At 71.1% G+C, this 13,901-nt stretch carries 14 protein-coding genes and 2 tRNA genes; 1 reads left to right on the forward strand and 15 read right to left on the reverse strand.

Features of this window, described 5'->3' with window-relative positions:
* Positions 1 to 124: 124 nt before the first annotated feature.
* The 11 genes from leuS to ACH4K1_RS16095 all read right to left on the reverse strand — a co-directional run bounded on the left by leuS (position 125) and on the right by ACH4K1_RS16095 (position 8,513).
* Complete coding sequence (leuS, locus tag ACH4K1_RS16045) at positions 125 to 2,992, reverse strand: leucine--tRNA ligase (RefSeq protein ID WP_398089923.1); 2,868 nt, start codon at positions 2,990 to 2,992, stop codon at positions 125 to 127.
* A gap of 345 nt (positions 2,993 to 3,337) precedes the next feature.
* Positions 3,338 to 3,410, reverse strand: a tRNA-Ala gene (locus tag ACH4K1_RS16050).
* Positions 3,411 to 3,593: 183 nt separating this feature from the next.
* Entirely contained in the window at positions 3,594 to 3,827 is a 234-nt protein-coding gene (locus ACH4K1_RS16055; protein ID WP_228991134.1) for a hypothetical protein, read from the reverse strand.
* Positions 3,828 to 3,830: 3 nt separating this feature from the next.
* On the reverse strand, positions 3,831 to 4,019 hold the full coding sequence (locus tag ACH4K1_RS16060; protein ID WP_398089925.1) for a hypothetical protein: 189 nt from the start codon (positions 4,017 to 4,019) through the stop codon (positions 3,831 to 3,833).
* A 132-nt stretch (positions 4,020 to 4,151) separates the two neighbouring features.
* Positions 4,152 to 4,224 (reverse strand) — tRNA-Ala (locus ACH4K1_RS16065).
* 191 nt (positions 4,225 to 4,415) lie between these two features.
* The gene (locus tag ACH4K1_RS16070; RefSeq protein ID WP_398090050.1) at positions 4,416 to 5,069 is read right to left on the reverse strand and encodes a histidine phosphatase family protein; all 654 of its coding nucleotides are present in this window, start codon (positions 5,067 to 5,069) and stop codon (positions 4,416 to 4,418) included.
* Entirely contained in the window at positions 5,066 to 5,497 is a 432-nt protein-coding gene (gene rsfS / locus ACH4K1_RS16075; RefSeq protein ID WP_006124372.1) for a ribosome silencing factor, read from the reverse strand. The genes ACH4K1_RS16070 and rsfS overlap by 4 nt, the downstream gene beginning before the upstream one ends.
* 125 nt (positions 5,498 to 5,622) lie before the next feature.
* On the reverse strand, positions 5,623 to 7,437 hold the full coding sequence (locus tag ACH4K1_RS16080) for an LCP family protein (RefSeq protein ID WP_398089927.1): 1,815 nt from the start codon (positions 7,435 to 7,437) through the stop codon (positions 5,623 to 5,625).
* 19 nt (positions 7,438 to 7,456) lie between these two features.
* Positions 7,457 to 8,074 (reverse strand): nicotinate-nucleotide adenylyltransferase, encoded by a 618-nt coding sequence (nadD, locus tag ACH4K1_RS16085; RefSeq protein WP_030329499.1) that lies wholly within the window; start codon positions 8,072 to 8,074, stop codon positions 7,457 to 7,459.
* Positions 8,075 to 8,111: 37 nt separating this feature from the next.
* Positions 8,112 to 8,276, reverse strand: a complete 165-nt coding sequence (locus tag ACH4K1_RS16090; protein ID WP_228991137.1) for a hypothetical protein — start codon at positions 8,274 to 8,276, stop codon at positions 8,112 to 8,114.
* An 84-nt stretch (positions 8,277 to 8,360) separates the two neighbouring features.
* Complete coding sequence (locus tag ACH4K1_RS16095; RefSeq protein WP_032748091.1) at positions 8,361 to 8,513, reverse strand: hypothetical protein; 153 nt, start codon at positions 8,511 to 8,513, stop codon at positions 8,361 to 8,363.
* A gap of 111 nt (positions 8,514 to 8,624) precedes the next feature.
* Between ACH4K1_RS16095 and ACH4K1_RS16100 the strand changes: the two genes are divergently transcribed.
* Positions 8,625 to 9,746, forward strand: a complete 1,122-nt coding sequence (locus ACH4K1_RS16100; protein WP_398089930.1) for a M48 family metallopeptidase — start codon at positions 8,625 to 8,627, stop codon at positions 9,744 to 9,746.
* Here the strand turns inward: ACH4K1_RS16100 and ACH4K1_RS16105 are convergent.
* The 4 genes from ACH4K1_RS16105 to ACH4K1_RS16120 all read right to left on the reverse strand — a co-directional run bounded on the left by ACH4K1_RS16105 (position 9,664) and on the right by ACH4K1_RS16120 (position 13,856).
* A complete protein-coding gene (locus ACH4K1_RS16105; protein ID WP_398089932.1) occupies positions 9,664 to 10,812 on the reverse strand; it encodes a hypothetical protein in 1,149 nt (382 codons plus the stop codon). The genes ACH4K1_RS16100 and ACH4K1_RS16105 overlap by 83 nt on opposite strands.
* Before the next feature lie 351 nt (positions 10,813 to 11,163).
* Positions 11,164 to 11,751: a hypothetical protein gene (locus tag ACH4K1_RS16110; RefSeq protein WP_398089934.1), complete on the reverse strand. Its 588-nt coding sequence runs from the start codon at positions 11,749 to 11,751 to the stop codon at positions 11,164 to 11,166.
* A 138-nt stretch (positions 11,752 to 11,889) separates the two neighbouring features.
* On the reverse strand, positions 11,890 to 13,173 hold the full coding sequence (locus ACH4K1_RS16115) for a glutamate-5-semialdehyde dehydrogenase (RefSeq protein WP_398089936.1): 1,284 nt from the start codon (positions 13,171 to 13,173) through the stop codon (positions 11,890 to 11,892).
* A 191-nt stretch (positions 13,174 to 13,364) separates the two neighbouring features.
* On the reverse strand, positions 13,365 to 13,856 hold the full coding sequence (locus tag ACH4K1_RS16120) for a hypothetical protein (protein WP_398089938.1): 492 nt from the start codon (positions 13,854 to 13,856) through the stop codon (positions 13,365 to 13,367).
* Positions 13,857 to 13,901: the final 45 nt, after the last annotated feature.

Genomic DNA, 13,901 nt, shown 5'->3' on the forward strand with positions numbered 1-13,901 from the left:
GTCTCTCGATGCGTCCGCCTGTACGGGTCGCCCCCTTCACCGTAAACGGTACGGGCAGGCCGGGGGTTCCTTCGGAACCCGCAACCTGCCCGTAGGGGATGGCCCTGACCGCGTGCGCCGAGCGTTACGCGGGGACGATGTTCACCAGCTTCGGCGCGCGCACGATCACCTTGCGGATGCCCGCCCCGCCCAGCGCCGCGACGACCGCCTCGTCGGCCAGCGCCAGCGCCTCCAGCTCCTCGTCCGTGATCGACGGCGAGATCTCCAGGCGCGCCCGGACCTTGCCCTTGACCTGGACCACACAGGTGACGGTCTCGTCCACGACGTACGCCGGGTCCGCCACAGGGAAGTCCTGGTGGACGACCGATTCGGTGTGGCCCAGCCGCCGCCACAGCTCCTCCGCGATGTGCGGGGCCAGCGGGGCGACCAGCAGGACCAGCCGCTCGGCCACGGACCGCGGGAGCGGGCCGCCCGCCTTCGTCAGGTGGTTGTTCAGCTCGGTGACCTTGGCGATGGCGGTGTTGAACCGCATGCCCGCCATGTCCTGGCCGACCCCGTCGATCGCCTTGTGCAGGGCGCGCAGCGTGTCCTCGTCCGGCTCCGTGTCGACGACGGTGACCTCGCCGGTCTCCTCGTCGACGACGTTGCGCCACAGGCGCTGCAGCAGCCGGTACTGGCCGACGACGGCACGGGTGTCCCAGGGGCGCGACACGTCCAGGGGGCCCATCGCCATCTCGTACAGGCGCAGGGTGTCCGCACCGTACTCGGCGCAGATCTCATCCGGGGTGACCGCGTTCTTCAGGGACTTGCCCATCTTGCCCAGGACGCGGCTGACCTTCTCGCCGTTGTGGTAGAACGCGCCGTCGCGCTCCTCCACCTCGGCGGCGGGGACGGCGATGCCCCGGCTGTCGCGGTAGACGAACGCCTGGATCATGCCCTGGTTGTACAGCTTGTGGAACGGCTCCGCGGACGAGATGTGGCCCAGGTCGAACAGCACCTTCGACCAGAAGCGCGCGTACAGCAGGTGCAGTACGGCGTGCTCGGCGCCGCCGACGTACAGGTCGACGCCCCCGGTGGGCTGCCCCTCGCGCGGGCCCATCCAGTACTGCTCGATCGCCGGGTCGACCAGCTGACGGTCGTTGTTCGGGTCCAGGTACCGCAGCTCGTACCAGCAGGAACCGGCCCAGTTGGGCATGGTGTTGGTCTCGCGGCGGTACTTTTTCGGTCCGTCGCCCAGGTCCAGCGTGACGTCCACCCAGTCGGCGTTGCGCGACAGCGGGGTCTCGGGCTGGGCCGTCGCGTCGTCCGGGTCGAAGGTGCGCGGCGAGTAGTCCTCGACCTCGGGCAGCTCCAGCGGCAGCATCGACTCGGGCAGGGGGTGGGCGATGCCGTCCTCGTCGTACACGATCGGGAAGGGCTCGCCCCAGTAGCGCTGCCGGCTGAACAGCCAGTCGCGCAGCCGGAAGTTGACGGTGCCCTCGCCGACGCCGTGCTCCCGCAGCCACTCCGTGATCTTCGCCTTGGCCTCGACGACGCCCAGGCCGTCCAGCGAGATCTCGTCGTTGGCGGAGTTGACCAGCTTCGCGTCGTACGAACTGAAGGCGTCGTCCCACGTGGCGGGGTCGGTTCCGCGGTCGTCGGAGGGCTGGACGACGCAGCGCATCGGCAGCTCGAAGGCGCGCGCGAAGGCGAAGTCGCGCGTGTCGTGCGCCGGTACGGCCATGATCGCGCCGGTGCCGTAGCCCATCAGCACGTAGTCCGCGATGAAGACGGGGACCTTTTCGCCGCTGACGGGGTTGGTGGCGTACGCACCGGTGAAGACACCGGTCTTGTCCTTGGCCTCGGCCTGCCGCTCGACGTCGGACTTGGCAGCGGCCTGCTTGCGGTAGGCGGTGACGGCCTCGGCCGGGTTCGCGTGGCCCCCCGTCCACACCGGGTGGGTGCCCTCGGGCCAGGCGGCCGGAATGATCCGCTCCACCATGTCGTGCTCGGGCGCCAGCACCATGTACGTGGCGCCGAACAGGGTGTCCTGGCGGGTGGTGAAGACGGTGATGCCGCCCGCGGTGTCCACCGGGAACTCGACGCGGGCGCCCTCGGAGCGGCCGATCCAGTTGCGCTGCTGCAGCTTGATGGCCTCGGGCCAGTCCAGCCCGTCCAGGTCGTTCAGCAGCCGGTCGGCGTAGGCGGTGATGCGCATGTTCCACTGGCGCAGCTTGGCCTTGAAGACGGGGAAGTTCCCGCGCTCGGAGCGGCCGTCGGCGGTGACCTCCTCGTTGGCCAGAACGGTGCCCAGCCCGGGCGCCCAGTTCACGGGGGCGTCGGAGGCGTACGCCAGGCGGTACTCGCTCAGCAGGTCCGCGCGCTCGGTGGCGCTCAGCGCGCCCCACTCACGGCCGTCGGGGGTGGGACGGGTGCCGCTCTCGAACTGCTCGACCAGCTCGGCGATCGGGCGGGCCCGGTCGGCCTCGGTGTCGTACCAGGAGTTGAAGATCTGCAGGAAGATCCACTGGGTCCACTTGTAGTACTCCGCGTCGATCGTCGCGAAGGAGCGGCGCTTGTCGTGCCCCAGGCCCAGCCGGCGCAGCTGGACCTTCATGTTCTCCATGTTGGCCTCGGTGGAGACCCGGGGGTGCGTGCCGGTCTGGACCGCGTACTGCTCGGCGGGCAGGCCGAACGCGTCGAAGCCCAGGGTGTGCAGCACGTTGTGGCCGGTCATCCGCTGGTGGCGGGCGTAGACGTCGGTGGCGATGTAGCCCAGCGGGTGTCCGACGTGCAGCCCCGCACCCGAGGGGTACGGGAACATGTCCATGATGAACTTCTTCGGCTTGGCGGCCTCCTCGGGGTCGCCCGCCAGATCACCGGTGGGGTTCGGCGCCTCGTAGGTCCCCTCGGCGTCCCAGAAGTCCTGCCAGCGTGCTTCGATGTCGGCGGCCATGGCCGCCGTGTAGCGGTGCGGCGCGGCCGTCTCGGCAGCGGAATTCGTCTCGCTCATGATCCTCAAAGCTCCATCGATCGTCATCTGCCGGGAAACGAAAAATCCCCTCGCACAGGAGGGGACGCCGCGCTGACTCCGACCAGGCGTTCTCACCGGTCGGGACTGTTCAGCGCGGCCCGCTAAGCAGAAGGCGTACGGCACGCATGGCGCCAGGGTACCGCACGGTCCCGGAGGGCTGCGGGGAGTGACCGAGGGACGAGAGGCCGGCGATCGGCTGGTTGCTCCGCCGGGGGCACGGCCTGGGCGCCTCCCTCGCCCCCGACCTGATCGGGCCGGGTCCGGACAAAGGAAAAGAAGCGGACCACCCGATCCGGATGGTCCGCTTCTTCACTGCTTACGGTGTGGAGCTAAGGAGAATTGAACTCCTGACCTCCTGCATGCCATGCAGGCGCTCTACCAACTGAGCTATAGCCCCGTGCTGTGTTCCGCCCGGTTTCCCTTGGCGACATCGAGAACATTACACGGTCACCCCGGTGCTTCACCAAATCGTTTCCAGTTTGAACCGCTATGCCCGAATCCTCCCGAGGGAAGGATCTTCCGTCGCAGGTCAGACGGGTGCGGACGGGCGGTACCGGACGGCAGCAACCCGGCCGGGCGATCAGGCAGTGGCGAAGGAGTAGAAGCGCTTGAGCGTGCAGTGCTCCTCCAGGAGGCGCCCGTAGATCGGCTCCCCCTCCAGCTCCCGGTAGGTCTCGATGGGGTCGCCTTTTATGATCAGCGCCCGCGCGCACTCCTCGCACCAGTACTGGTACGCGGCGTTGACCGGGTCCATGTCCCTGACAATGGGCGTCCCGCTGCCGCACCAGTCGCACTTACGCCTGTGTGCACCCATCAGTCAGCTCCAGCTGTGGCCGCAGGCCGTGCACACGTAGGAGACCCCTCCGTTGTCACCCAGCATCTGGGCGACATGGGACGAACCGCAGGACGGACAGCCGAGACGGGATCGATCGTCGGACGTTACGGGGCCGGGGAGCGGGGCGGTGACAAGGCGCCGGTCGGGAACGTGGACGCGACTCGCAGGCATCGCGCTCCCTCCCGATCGGTACGTCGCCCCCTCCGGCGTTCCGATTCTGCCATGGCCCCGCAAGAGGGTCAGCCCGCTCGGTGCCCTCCATACAGAAGATCCCGCCCCCTGACGGGGACGGGATCCTGATTGTGGAGCTAAGGAGAATTGAACTCCTGACCTCCTGCATGCCATGCAGGCGCTCTACCAACTGAGCTATAGCCCCGCTGTTCGCTGTGTTTCCCGGCGTTTCCGCCCTGCGAACAAGAAGAACTCTAGCCTGCGACCGGCCGGAAAGTGAAATCCGGCCGGAGCCGCCCGCGGACAGGCCCCGGGCCGCCCCTCAACGCCCCTGGGACGACCGTCCGTCGGGTCGTCCAGGGCGCGTCCGGCTCCGGTCCGCCGGACGGGCGCGGCCTAGTCGTCGTCGCCGAGCACCGGCTCCGGAAGCGTGCCGGCGTTGTGCTCCAGGAGACGCCAGCCGCGCGCGCCTTCCCCGAGGACGGACCAGCAGCAGTTGGACAGACCGCCGAGCCCTTCCCAGTGGTGCGCCTCCAGGCCGAGCAGCCGGCCGATCGTCGTCCTGATCGTGCCGCCGTGGCTGACCACGACGAGCGTGCCGTTCTCCGGAAGCTTGTCGACGTGCTCCAGGACGATCGGCGCCGCCCGGTCGGCGACCTCGGTCTCCAGCTCGCCGCCGCCCCGGCGGACGGGCTCGCCGCGCTTCCAGGCCGCGTACTGCTCGCCGTAGCGCTCGATGATCTCCTCGTGGGTCAGCCCCTGCCAGGCGCCCGCGTACGTCTCGCGGAGTGCGGCGTCATGGGCGACCGGCAGCCCGCTGACGGCGGACAGCTCGGCGGCCGTGGCCGCCGCACGCCGGAGGTCGGACGCCACGATGGCGTCCGGCTTCAGCGAGGCGAGCAGCCGGGCGGCGCGGCGGGCCTGCCCGACACCGGTCTCGGTGAGCTCGATGTCCGTGGAGCCCTGGAAGCGGCGCTCCAGATTCCACGCCGTCTGGCCGTGCCGCCAGAGGACGATCCTGCGGCCCTTGCCGCTCCTGCTGCCGTTCAGCTCTGGTCACCTTCCGTGCCGCCGTTGAGCTGCGCGTGCTCCTCGGCCTTGCCGCGGGTCTTGACCGCGTCCTCGGGGAGGGCGATCTCGGGGCAGTCCTTCCACAGGCGCTCCAGCGCGTAGAAGACGCGCTCCTCGCTGTGCTGGACGTGGATGACGATGTCGACGTAGTCGAGGAGGATCCAGCGGGCGTCGCGGTCGCCCTCGCGGCGCACCGGCTTGGCGCCGAGCTCCTTCTGGAGCCGCTCCTCGATCTCGTCGACGATCGACTTGACCTGGCGGTCGTTGGGGGCCGAGGCGAGCAGGAAGGCGTCGGTGATCGACAGCACGTCGCTGACGTCGTAGGCGATGATGTCGTGCGCGAGCCGGTCGGCGGCCGCCTGAGCGGCGGCGTTGATGAGCTCGATGGAGCGGTCCGTGGCGGTCACATGCAGGCTTTCGTCGGCGGTCGGATACAACCTCCAGGGTCTCACGGACCGCCGACAGAGCCTTACTGCGTTTCTCCTCGGGCCCCCGGGCGGCGTCGGAGCGCCGCCCCGGGGGGCCGAGCGGGCTACGGGAGCTTGTAGTCCTGCCCGAGGACCGCGGACACGTCGGCGTTGGCGGCCGGCTCGCCCTTCCTCACGTCACCTGCGGAAAGACCCAGGGTCTTGGCCACCTCGACGGCCTTCTCCTTGTCCTCGGCGGCGCGGTAGAGCACGACGGACGACGCCTCGGACGACGCCTTGCCGCTGTCCACGAACGCGTAACCGCCGTTGACGAGCTGGACCCGGGCCGCCTCCGCGGCCTTCTGGTTCCCGGTGGCGTTGCGCACGGCGACCCGGAGCGGAGCGCCCGCCTCGGGGGCCCTCACCGTGCCGCCGAGGACGTTCTTGACGACGTCGCGGGTGTCGGCCTCGGTGAGCGTGCCGTCCGCCTGGACCGGCAGCACGACCGTCTTGTAGTCGCCGACCTTCGCGCGGGAGGCCAGCTTGGCGAGCGACGCCCCGAGGTCCTTCTCGGGCAGCGACGGGTCGAGCACCTGGAGCAGCGTCTCGATGGTGACGGTCGCGGCCTTCGGGTCCTCGGAGATCTTGCGGAGGGTGGCCCGCATGACCTCGCCGAACCGCGCCAGCTGTCTGGCCTCCGGCTCGCCCTCCGCGCGGTACGTGGCGTACGCGACGGCCATCGGGCCGCTGAGCGTCTGCGCCTCGCCCTTGGTCACGAGGGGCGATTCGCCCTTCTTCGCGCCGGGCACGTCGGTGTCGGTGTCGACCTCGATGTTGCCGACCAGCTCGACGAGGTTCTCCAGGTACGGGGTGTCCAGCCGCCAGGTACCGGTGATCCGGGTACCCAGGAGGACGTCGATCGCCTCGCGGGTACCAGTCCTGCCGTCGTCCTCGACGGACTTGCCGAGCGTGGTGGTGGTCCCGTCGTCGCCCGCCACGGCGAGCGAGTTGGGCAGCAGGACGGTGGTGCCCCGCTTGGTCGTGGAGTTGTCGACGAGCAGCGCCGTCGAGGTGCCGCCGTTCTTCGTGTCGTGCAGGTGCACCACGATCATGTCGCGCTGCTGGACCCCCGCGGCGACGGCCTTCTTCTCGTCCGCCCCGGAGAGGCCGGGGATCAGGTCGGCGGACCACAGGTAGCCGGCCCCGCCGACGACGACGAGAACGGCCACGACTATCAGGGCCACCATCCGGTTGCGGCCCTTGCGCCGGGCCTCCTCGCGGCGCTCGCTGCGGCTTTCGGTGAACTTGAGCCAGTCGATGACGTCCTCGGAGTCCTCGTCGGGCTCCTCGATGAACGAGAACTGCTCGGTGCGGTAGTCGGGTGCGGGCTCGCGCTGCCCGGGAAGCACGGCCTCCGCTTCCGCGGTGTCCGGCGACTGCTGCCGCACGGAGGGCTGCTGGACGGGAGGCTGCTGAACGGGGGGCGGTCCGGTCTGTTCCGGCCCCGGGGCGCCGCCCTGCTGCGGAATGCTCCAGTACTCTCCGGTGTCCACGGCGGCGGCGGGCTGCTGCTGACCAGTGGTGTAGCCGTGGTCGGCGTACGAGCCGTAGCCGTACCCCTGGCCGCTCCCCTGCCCCTGCTGCGCCTGACCGTACTGCGGGGGGGCCTGCTGCGTCTGGCCGTGCCCCTGGCCGCCGTACGGGTCGTAACTCTGCGGCTGCTGCAGGGGGTTGCCGTACGCGTCGTACCCGTAGCCGTGACCGGCGTCCTGGCCCTGCCCCTGGTGGGTGGCGTAGGGGTCGTACCCCTGGCCCTGCTGACCCTGCTGGTCGTACTGCGGGGGGCCCTGCCCCTGGTAGACCGGCTGCCCGTACGCGTCGTAGCCGACGATCTGCGGCTCCTGGTAGTACGGGTCGTACGGGTTCTGGCGGTCGTTCACCGGTGCCCCTCTCCGTGGCTCATTCGCCGCGGTACAGCTGGCGCTTGTCGATGTAGCGGACCACGCCGTCCGGCACCAGGTACCAGACCGGCTCCCCCTGCGCGACCCTCTCACGACAGTCCGTGGACGAGATCGCCAGCGCGGGCACCTCCACGAGGGAGACGCCGCCCTCGGGCAGCCCGTCGTCCGTGAGCACGTGACCCGGCCGGGTCACACCGATGAAGTGGGAGAGCGAGAACAGCTCCTCCGCGTCGCGCCAGGTGAGGATCTGGGCCAACGCGTCGGCGCCGGTGATGAAGAAGAGGTCCGCGTCGCCGTGGACCTCGCGCAGGTCCCGCAGCGTATCGATGGTGTACGTCGGTCCGCCACGGTCGATGTCACTGCGGCTGACGGAGAACTGCGGATTGGACGCGGTGGCGATGACCGTCATCAGATAGCGGTCCTCGGCCGGGGAGACCTTCTTGTGGCTCTTCTGCCACGGCTGCCCGGTCGGCACGAAGACGACCTCGTCCAGGTGGAACTGGGCGGCCACTTCACTGGCCGCCACCAGGTGTCCATGGTGGATCGGGTCGAATGTCCCGCCCATCACGCCGATACGGCGCTTGCCGGGGCCGGTAGGCACTTCCTGCTCTCCCATGCGTGCAGAGCCTACTGGCACAGCCGTACGCCCCGGCTCAGCGGTCGCGGTTGAAGCTCGTGGTGATCCACAGCAGCAGCATCAGCGCGATGAAGGCCCCGGCGCCGACGACGTAGGGGTTGAGGCTTTCGTGGTTGCCGCCGCCCTCCCCGCCGCCGGAGGCGAGAGTGGCCAGCTGGTGTGCGGTGCTCGTGAGGCTCATCTTCGGCAGGACCTATCGATCGAGAATCGGAAGGAAGACGTCGGGGCCATCGTATGCGGCCTCTTCGGGCACGCTCACGGCGACTCAGTCGTTGTTGTCGTCGTTGCGGTATCCACGCAGCAGGAACCAGGCGAGCAGCGCCGCTCCGAGAATCGAGACGAGCAGGACGATCCGGAGGGTGTCGCCCGGTCCCTGCTCCTCGGACGCGGCGGCGAGCAGTACGGCGGTGTGCGGCATTTCGGGCGCTCCTCACGGTTATCCACAGCCCCCCGCACACCGTAGCGCCAGCGCATACGCTGGCTTTTGTCCGGGGGACGAGCGACGTCTCGTACGAACAGGGGGCCATCCATGACCGAAAGCAGTCACGAGAACGTGCCGAGCAGGCAGCGCCGGCGATTCCCCGGGATCTCCTCCCGGGCCTACGAGCACCCGGCCGACCGCTCGGCCCTGGTGGCCCTGCGCAAGCTGACCGGGTTCGACACCGTGTTCAAGGCGCTCAGCGGGCTGCTCCCGGAGCGCAGCCTGCGGCTGCTCTTCCTCTCGGACTCCGTCCGGGTGAGCGACGCGCAGTTCGCCCACCTCAACGACATGCTGCGCGACGCGTGTTACATCCTGGACCTGGAGAAGGTCCCGCCGATGTACGTGAAGCAGGATCCGCAGCCCAACGCCATGTGCATCGGACTGGACGAGCCGATCATCGTGGTCACCACGGGCCTGGTCGAGCTGCTCGACGAGGAGGAGATGCGGGCGGTGGTGGGCCACGAGGTGGGCCACGCCCTCTCCGGCCACTCGGTGTACCGGACGATACTGCTGTTCCTGACCAACCTCGCCGTGAAGGTCGCCTGGATCCCGCTGGGCAATGTGGCGATCATGGCGATAGTGACGGCGCTGCGCGAGTGGTTCCGCAAGTCGGAGCTGTCGGCGGACCGGGCCGGGCTCCTGGTCGGCCAGGACATACAGGCGTCCATGCGCGGTCTGATGAAGATCGCGGGCGGCAACCACCTCCACGAGATGAACGTGGACGCGTTCCTCGCCCAGGCCGACGAGTACGAGAAGGGCGGCGACCTCCGCGACTCCGTCCTCAAGATCCTCAATGTGCTGCCCCGGACGCACCCGTTCACCACCGTGCGGGCCGCCGAGCTGAAGAAGTGGTCGGAGACCCGCGAGTTCCAGCGGCTCATGGACGGCCACTACCCCCGGCGCGACCAGGACAAGGACGCCTCGGTGACCGACTCGTTCCGCGAGTCCGCCTCGCACTACGCGGACTCGGTGCGCACCAGCAAGGACCCGCTGATGAAGCTGGTGGGCGACATCGCCGGGGGCGCGGGAGACCTGGGCGGCAAGCTGCGCGACAAGTTCACCGGGGCGGGCTCCGGCGGCGGTTCCGCTACGAACGGGAGCGGTGCGTCGGGCCGGCCCCAGGACCCGGAGGAGGGGGGCCCGGGGGCGTCGGGGCCGTCGCAGGGCTGAGGGCCGCCAGAGTTCCGCACAGGGCCGCGGTGGGCGATCCCGTGGCGTACGGGTCGGTGGCGGCCGGGGGGCGGGCGTCCGCCCGCTCCCCGGCCAGGAGCGGATGGAACATCGCGGCCGCGTCGGCCGAGCAGGGCTGCGGTCCCGCCTGGACGTGGGCGGCCCGCACCTCCAGGCGGTGCAGCCGGAGGTCCTCCCGGTCGAAGCGGAAGTGCAGTTCGCGCCGCACGGTGAACAGGGAGGCGTCGCCGTCGCGCGGGGAGGCGCCCGCCGGGCGCAGGGCGTAGGTGAAGGTGTGGTCCGAGACCACGCCGAGAACGCCCGCGGCCTCCTCCTCGTAGTCGAGGGTGCCCCGGACCCGGACCTCGGGGTCCGCGAGCTCCACCCGCGCCGGGTCGAAGCGCACCAGCCAGCCGGTGGCGGCATGGCTCCCGTCGTCCTCCGGGCTGCTCAGGCTGCGCTCGAACTGGGCGCGCTGGTCCGGGTCGAGGAGGTGCTCCACGGGCCGGCGCACGGAGCCGGTGAGGACATCGGGGTTCAGGGACGACTCCACCAGGTAGTCCTTGACCGTGGCGAGGGCGGCGGTGATCTGGCTGTCGGAGAAGTTCTGCGTGCGCTCCACGGCGGGGAAGTTGATGCCCTCCACCCCCGAGCGGAAGCCGGAGACCGGTTCGGCCCGGTACAGCCGCTCGGGTGAACCGCCCGGCACGGCGCCCCGGGGGGCCAGGGGAACCACGGTCGTCCGCAGGGGCTCGGCCCGGCGGACGGCCGGCTGGGGGTACGGGCTCCGGAAGCCGATGTAGACGGCCACCGTGAAGGCGAGGGCGATGAGGACGACCAGGGCTATGGCGGCCCGGGAGCCGCTGCCGCCGCCTCGGACGAGGTCCTGTTCCTCGGGCAGGGTCCGGACGGCGCGGGCGTGGCGGCCCATCCGTTCCTCGGCGGAGTACTCCTGCATCCGGGCAGCCTGGATGAACGATTCGTCGAAGACGAGCGAGCGGTATTCGTCATCGCCGCCCGCAGGGTTCTCGGGCGGGCCGTCCGGCGGTTGTGAGCGGCCTGTCATGACTTCTCTCCCGGTCTCCACACCGGTCGGTTCGGTGCGCAACGGTCTGCTTCGGCCCGGCGGCGTCCCGCAGCGAGAAGCCCCCCTGGGAGCGAGGGGTCACACCTTGAGGGTAGGTCGATTGCGGCTCACGTAAACGCGGAGACCGCCGGGAACCGCGGGAGTCCCGGGGGCGGCCGTCGGCGATCGGGTGACGGGGGGGGCGGACCGGGACGGAGGGGGCCCGGATCAGGTCAGGGCGCGGGGAGCCGGAGCCGGGCCGCGCGGGGCCACGGGACAGGACGCGGGGAACCAGGCACAGGAGGGTGGTGTGTGGGGGGCAGGGGGCACGCGGCCGGGCCGGGCGGTCGCTCAGGGAACCCGGGGCTCGGCGGAGACCGTGGGGCGGGAGTAGTCGGCGGAGGCGGACGGGGCGGCCCCGGGCTTGTCCACCCCGCTGCTGGCGGGGGGCGGTACCTGGTCCTCGCGGTTGTTCGAGGCGCCCCGGTAGACCGCGGTGAAGGCCAGGGAGACCATGCCGACGCCCATCACCACGGCCAGCAGCCAGGCGACCGGCCGGTGCCAGCGGGCGGAGTTGCGGTAGGGGCGCAGGGAGCCGCCGTGGCGGCCGTAGGGCCCCGGGCCGTACGCGTCGTCCCCGGCGCCGTGCCCCGGGTCGTAGTCGAGGTCCTGGGGGTCGTGGTAGCGCCGGGGGCCGTCGTAAAGGTCGTACGGATCCTCGTCGGTGCGGCGGCTCCGGCGGGCGCGGGCCTCCTCGGCTTCGGCACGGGCCTCGGCGGCGGCGAGAAGACGTTCCACGGCGGTGGGCTCGTGGACGGGCGCCGACCGGACGAATTCCTCGTCGAACACCACGGAGGCGAAGTCCTCGTCCGCGCCCCCGCGGTCGTCGTCGGGCTCCCGGCCGTCAGGAAACGGCTTGCCCCCCACGTCGTCCGGCACGGATTCAGCGTAGCCCGGACGGGGCTTTTTCGGCAGGGATCCGACGAACTCCCCCGGATCGCCCCGGGGGAGCCGACCGGAGGGGCCGGCCGGCGCGCCCGGCGTCACGAGGCGTCGGACCCGCCGCCCGGGCGGCGGTCAGCGGACGTGCCCGTCCCCCGTGACGATGTACTTCGTCGAGGTCAGCTCGGGCAGGCCCATCGGGCCCCGGGCGTGCAGCTTCTGCGTGGAGATGCCGATCTCGGCGCCGAAGCCGAACTGGCCGCCGTCCGTGAAGCGGGTGGAGGCGTTCACGGCGACCGTGGTCGAATCCACCAACTGGGTGAACCGGCGGGCGGCGGCCTGCGAGGTGGTGACGATCGCCTCGGTGTGGCCGGAGGACCAGAGCCGGATGTGGGCGACCGCCGCGTCCAGGGAGTCGACGACCGCCGCGGCGATGTCGTGGGAGAGGTATTCGGTCTCCCAGTCCTCCTCGGTGGCGGCGACGGCGGTGGCCTTCGACGCCTCGGCGTGGGCGAGGACGTGTTCGTCGCCGTGGACGGTGACACCGGCCTCGGCGAGCGCGTCCAGGGCGAGCGGCAGGAAGGCGTCCGCCACGTCCTTGTGGACGAGGAGCGTCTCGGCCGCGTTGCAGACGCTGGGGCGCTGGGCCTTGGAGTTGACCAGGATGTCGACGGCCGTGGCCAGATCCGCCTGCGCGTCGACGTAGACGTGGCAGTTGCCGGTACCGGTCTCGATGACGGGGACGGTGGACTCCTCGACGACCGTGCGGATCAGCGAGGCGCCGCCGCGCGGGATGAGGACGTCGACCAGGCCGCGGGCACGCATCAGTTCGCGTACGGACTCCCGGCTCTCGCCCGGGACGAGCTGCACCGCGTCGGCGGGCAGTCCGGAGCCTCCGACCGCGTCGCGCAGCACCCGGACGAGCGCGGTGTTGGAGGCGCGGGCGGAGGAGGAGCCGCGCAGCAGGACCGCGTTGCCGGACTTGAGGCAGAGGGCGGCCGCGTCGACGGTGACGTTGGGCCGGGCCTCGTAGATGATGCCGACCACGCCGAGCGGAACCCGCACCTGGCGGAGGTCGATGCCGTTGGGCAGGGTGGAGCCGCGCACCACTTCGCCGACCGGGTCGGGCAGGGCTGCCACGCCCCGTACGTCGGCGGCGATGGCGCGGACGCGTTCCGGGGTGAGGGTCAGGCGGTCGATGACGCCGTCGCTCGTTCCGGCCCGGCGGGCGCGCTCGACGTCCTGCGCGTTGGCCTCGATGATCTCGCCGGTGCGCACTTCGAGGGCGTCGGCGATGGCCAGCAGCGCGTCGTCCTTGGCCGCGCGCGGGAGGGGCGCGATGTCGGCGGCGGCCGCACGGGCCCGGTAGGCCGTCCGCGCGACCGGGGAGAGGTTGTCGTAGGGCGAGAGCGTGGTCATGCCCGCAGAGTAATGCGCGCTCTGCGGGCATCCGTCACGTATCCCGTGATGCGAGACGACCGGATCGAGTGGCGGGCGCCCCGCCCCGGCCCCGTCCCGCCCCCGCCGCTCCACCGACCCGGCCCGCCCTTCCACCGGCCCGCCCGGGCCCTCGACGGAGCTGCGGGCGGGACCCGGGCGGGTCGCGTCGGTCAGTAGGGGTGCACGCCCACGGGAGCGGCGGGCGGTGGCCCGTACCCCTCGGCGACCCGTAGGTGGTAGGTCTCGCGGTCGATGACTTCGAGGCCGACGATCGCCCAGGGCGGGAGCTGGGCGCTGGAGCGGTGTTCGCCCCACAGCCGCAGCGCGACGGCGGCCGCGTCGTGCAGATCGCGGGCCTCTTCCCAGTAGCGGATCTCGGCGTGGTCGTTGGCATAGCGGCTGGTCAGCAGGAACGGATGGTCGTGCGCGAGTTGTTCCAGGCCGCGTCTGACCTCCGCCAGCGGAGCCTCGGCGCCCGAGACGCTGAGGGTGATGTGCCAGAGCTTGGACTGCGGAGGCTCCTTCCGCGCCGTCGTGGCCGGTTCCCGCTGGGCGGTGTCCGCCGGGCGTGGATTCCGGTCGGCGTCCGTCCCCGCTCCGACACTCGTCAGGGTTCGGTCGGCCGTGCCTCGGGGCGGCGCCCCCGGGCGCGCTCGTCTCACCGGCGGCCTCCTGTGGTCTGTTGCTGTGCGGTACCCCTGGTTCCC

This window comes from Streptomyces sp. NPDC017448, assembly GCF_044330565.1.
Taxonomy (GTDB): Bacteria; Actinomycetota; Actinomycetes; order Streptomycetales; family Streptomycetaceae; genus Streptomyces.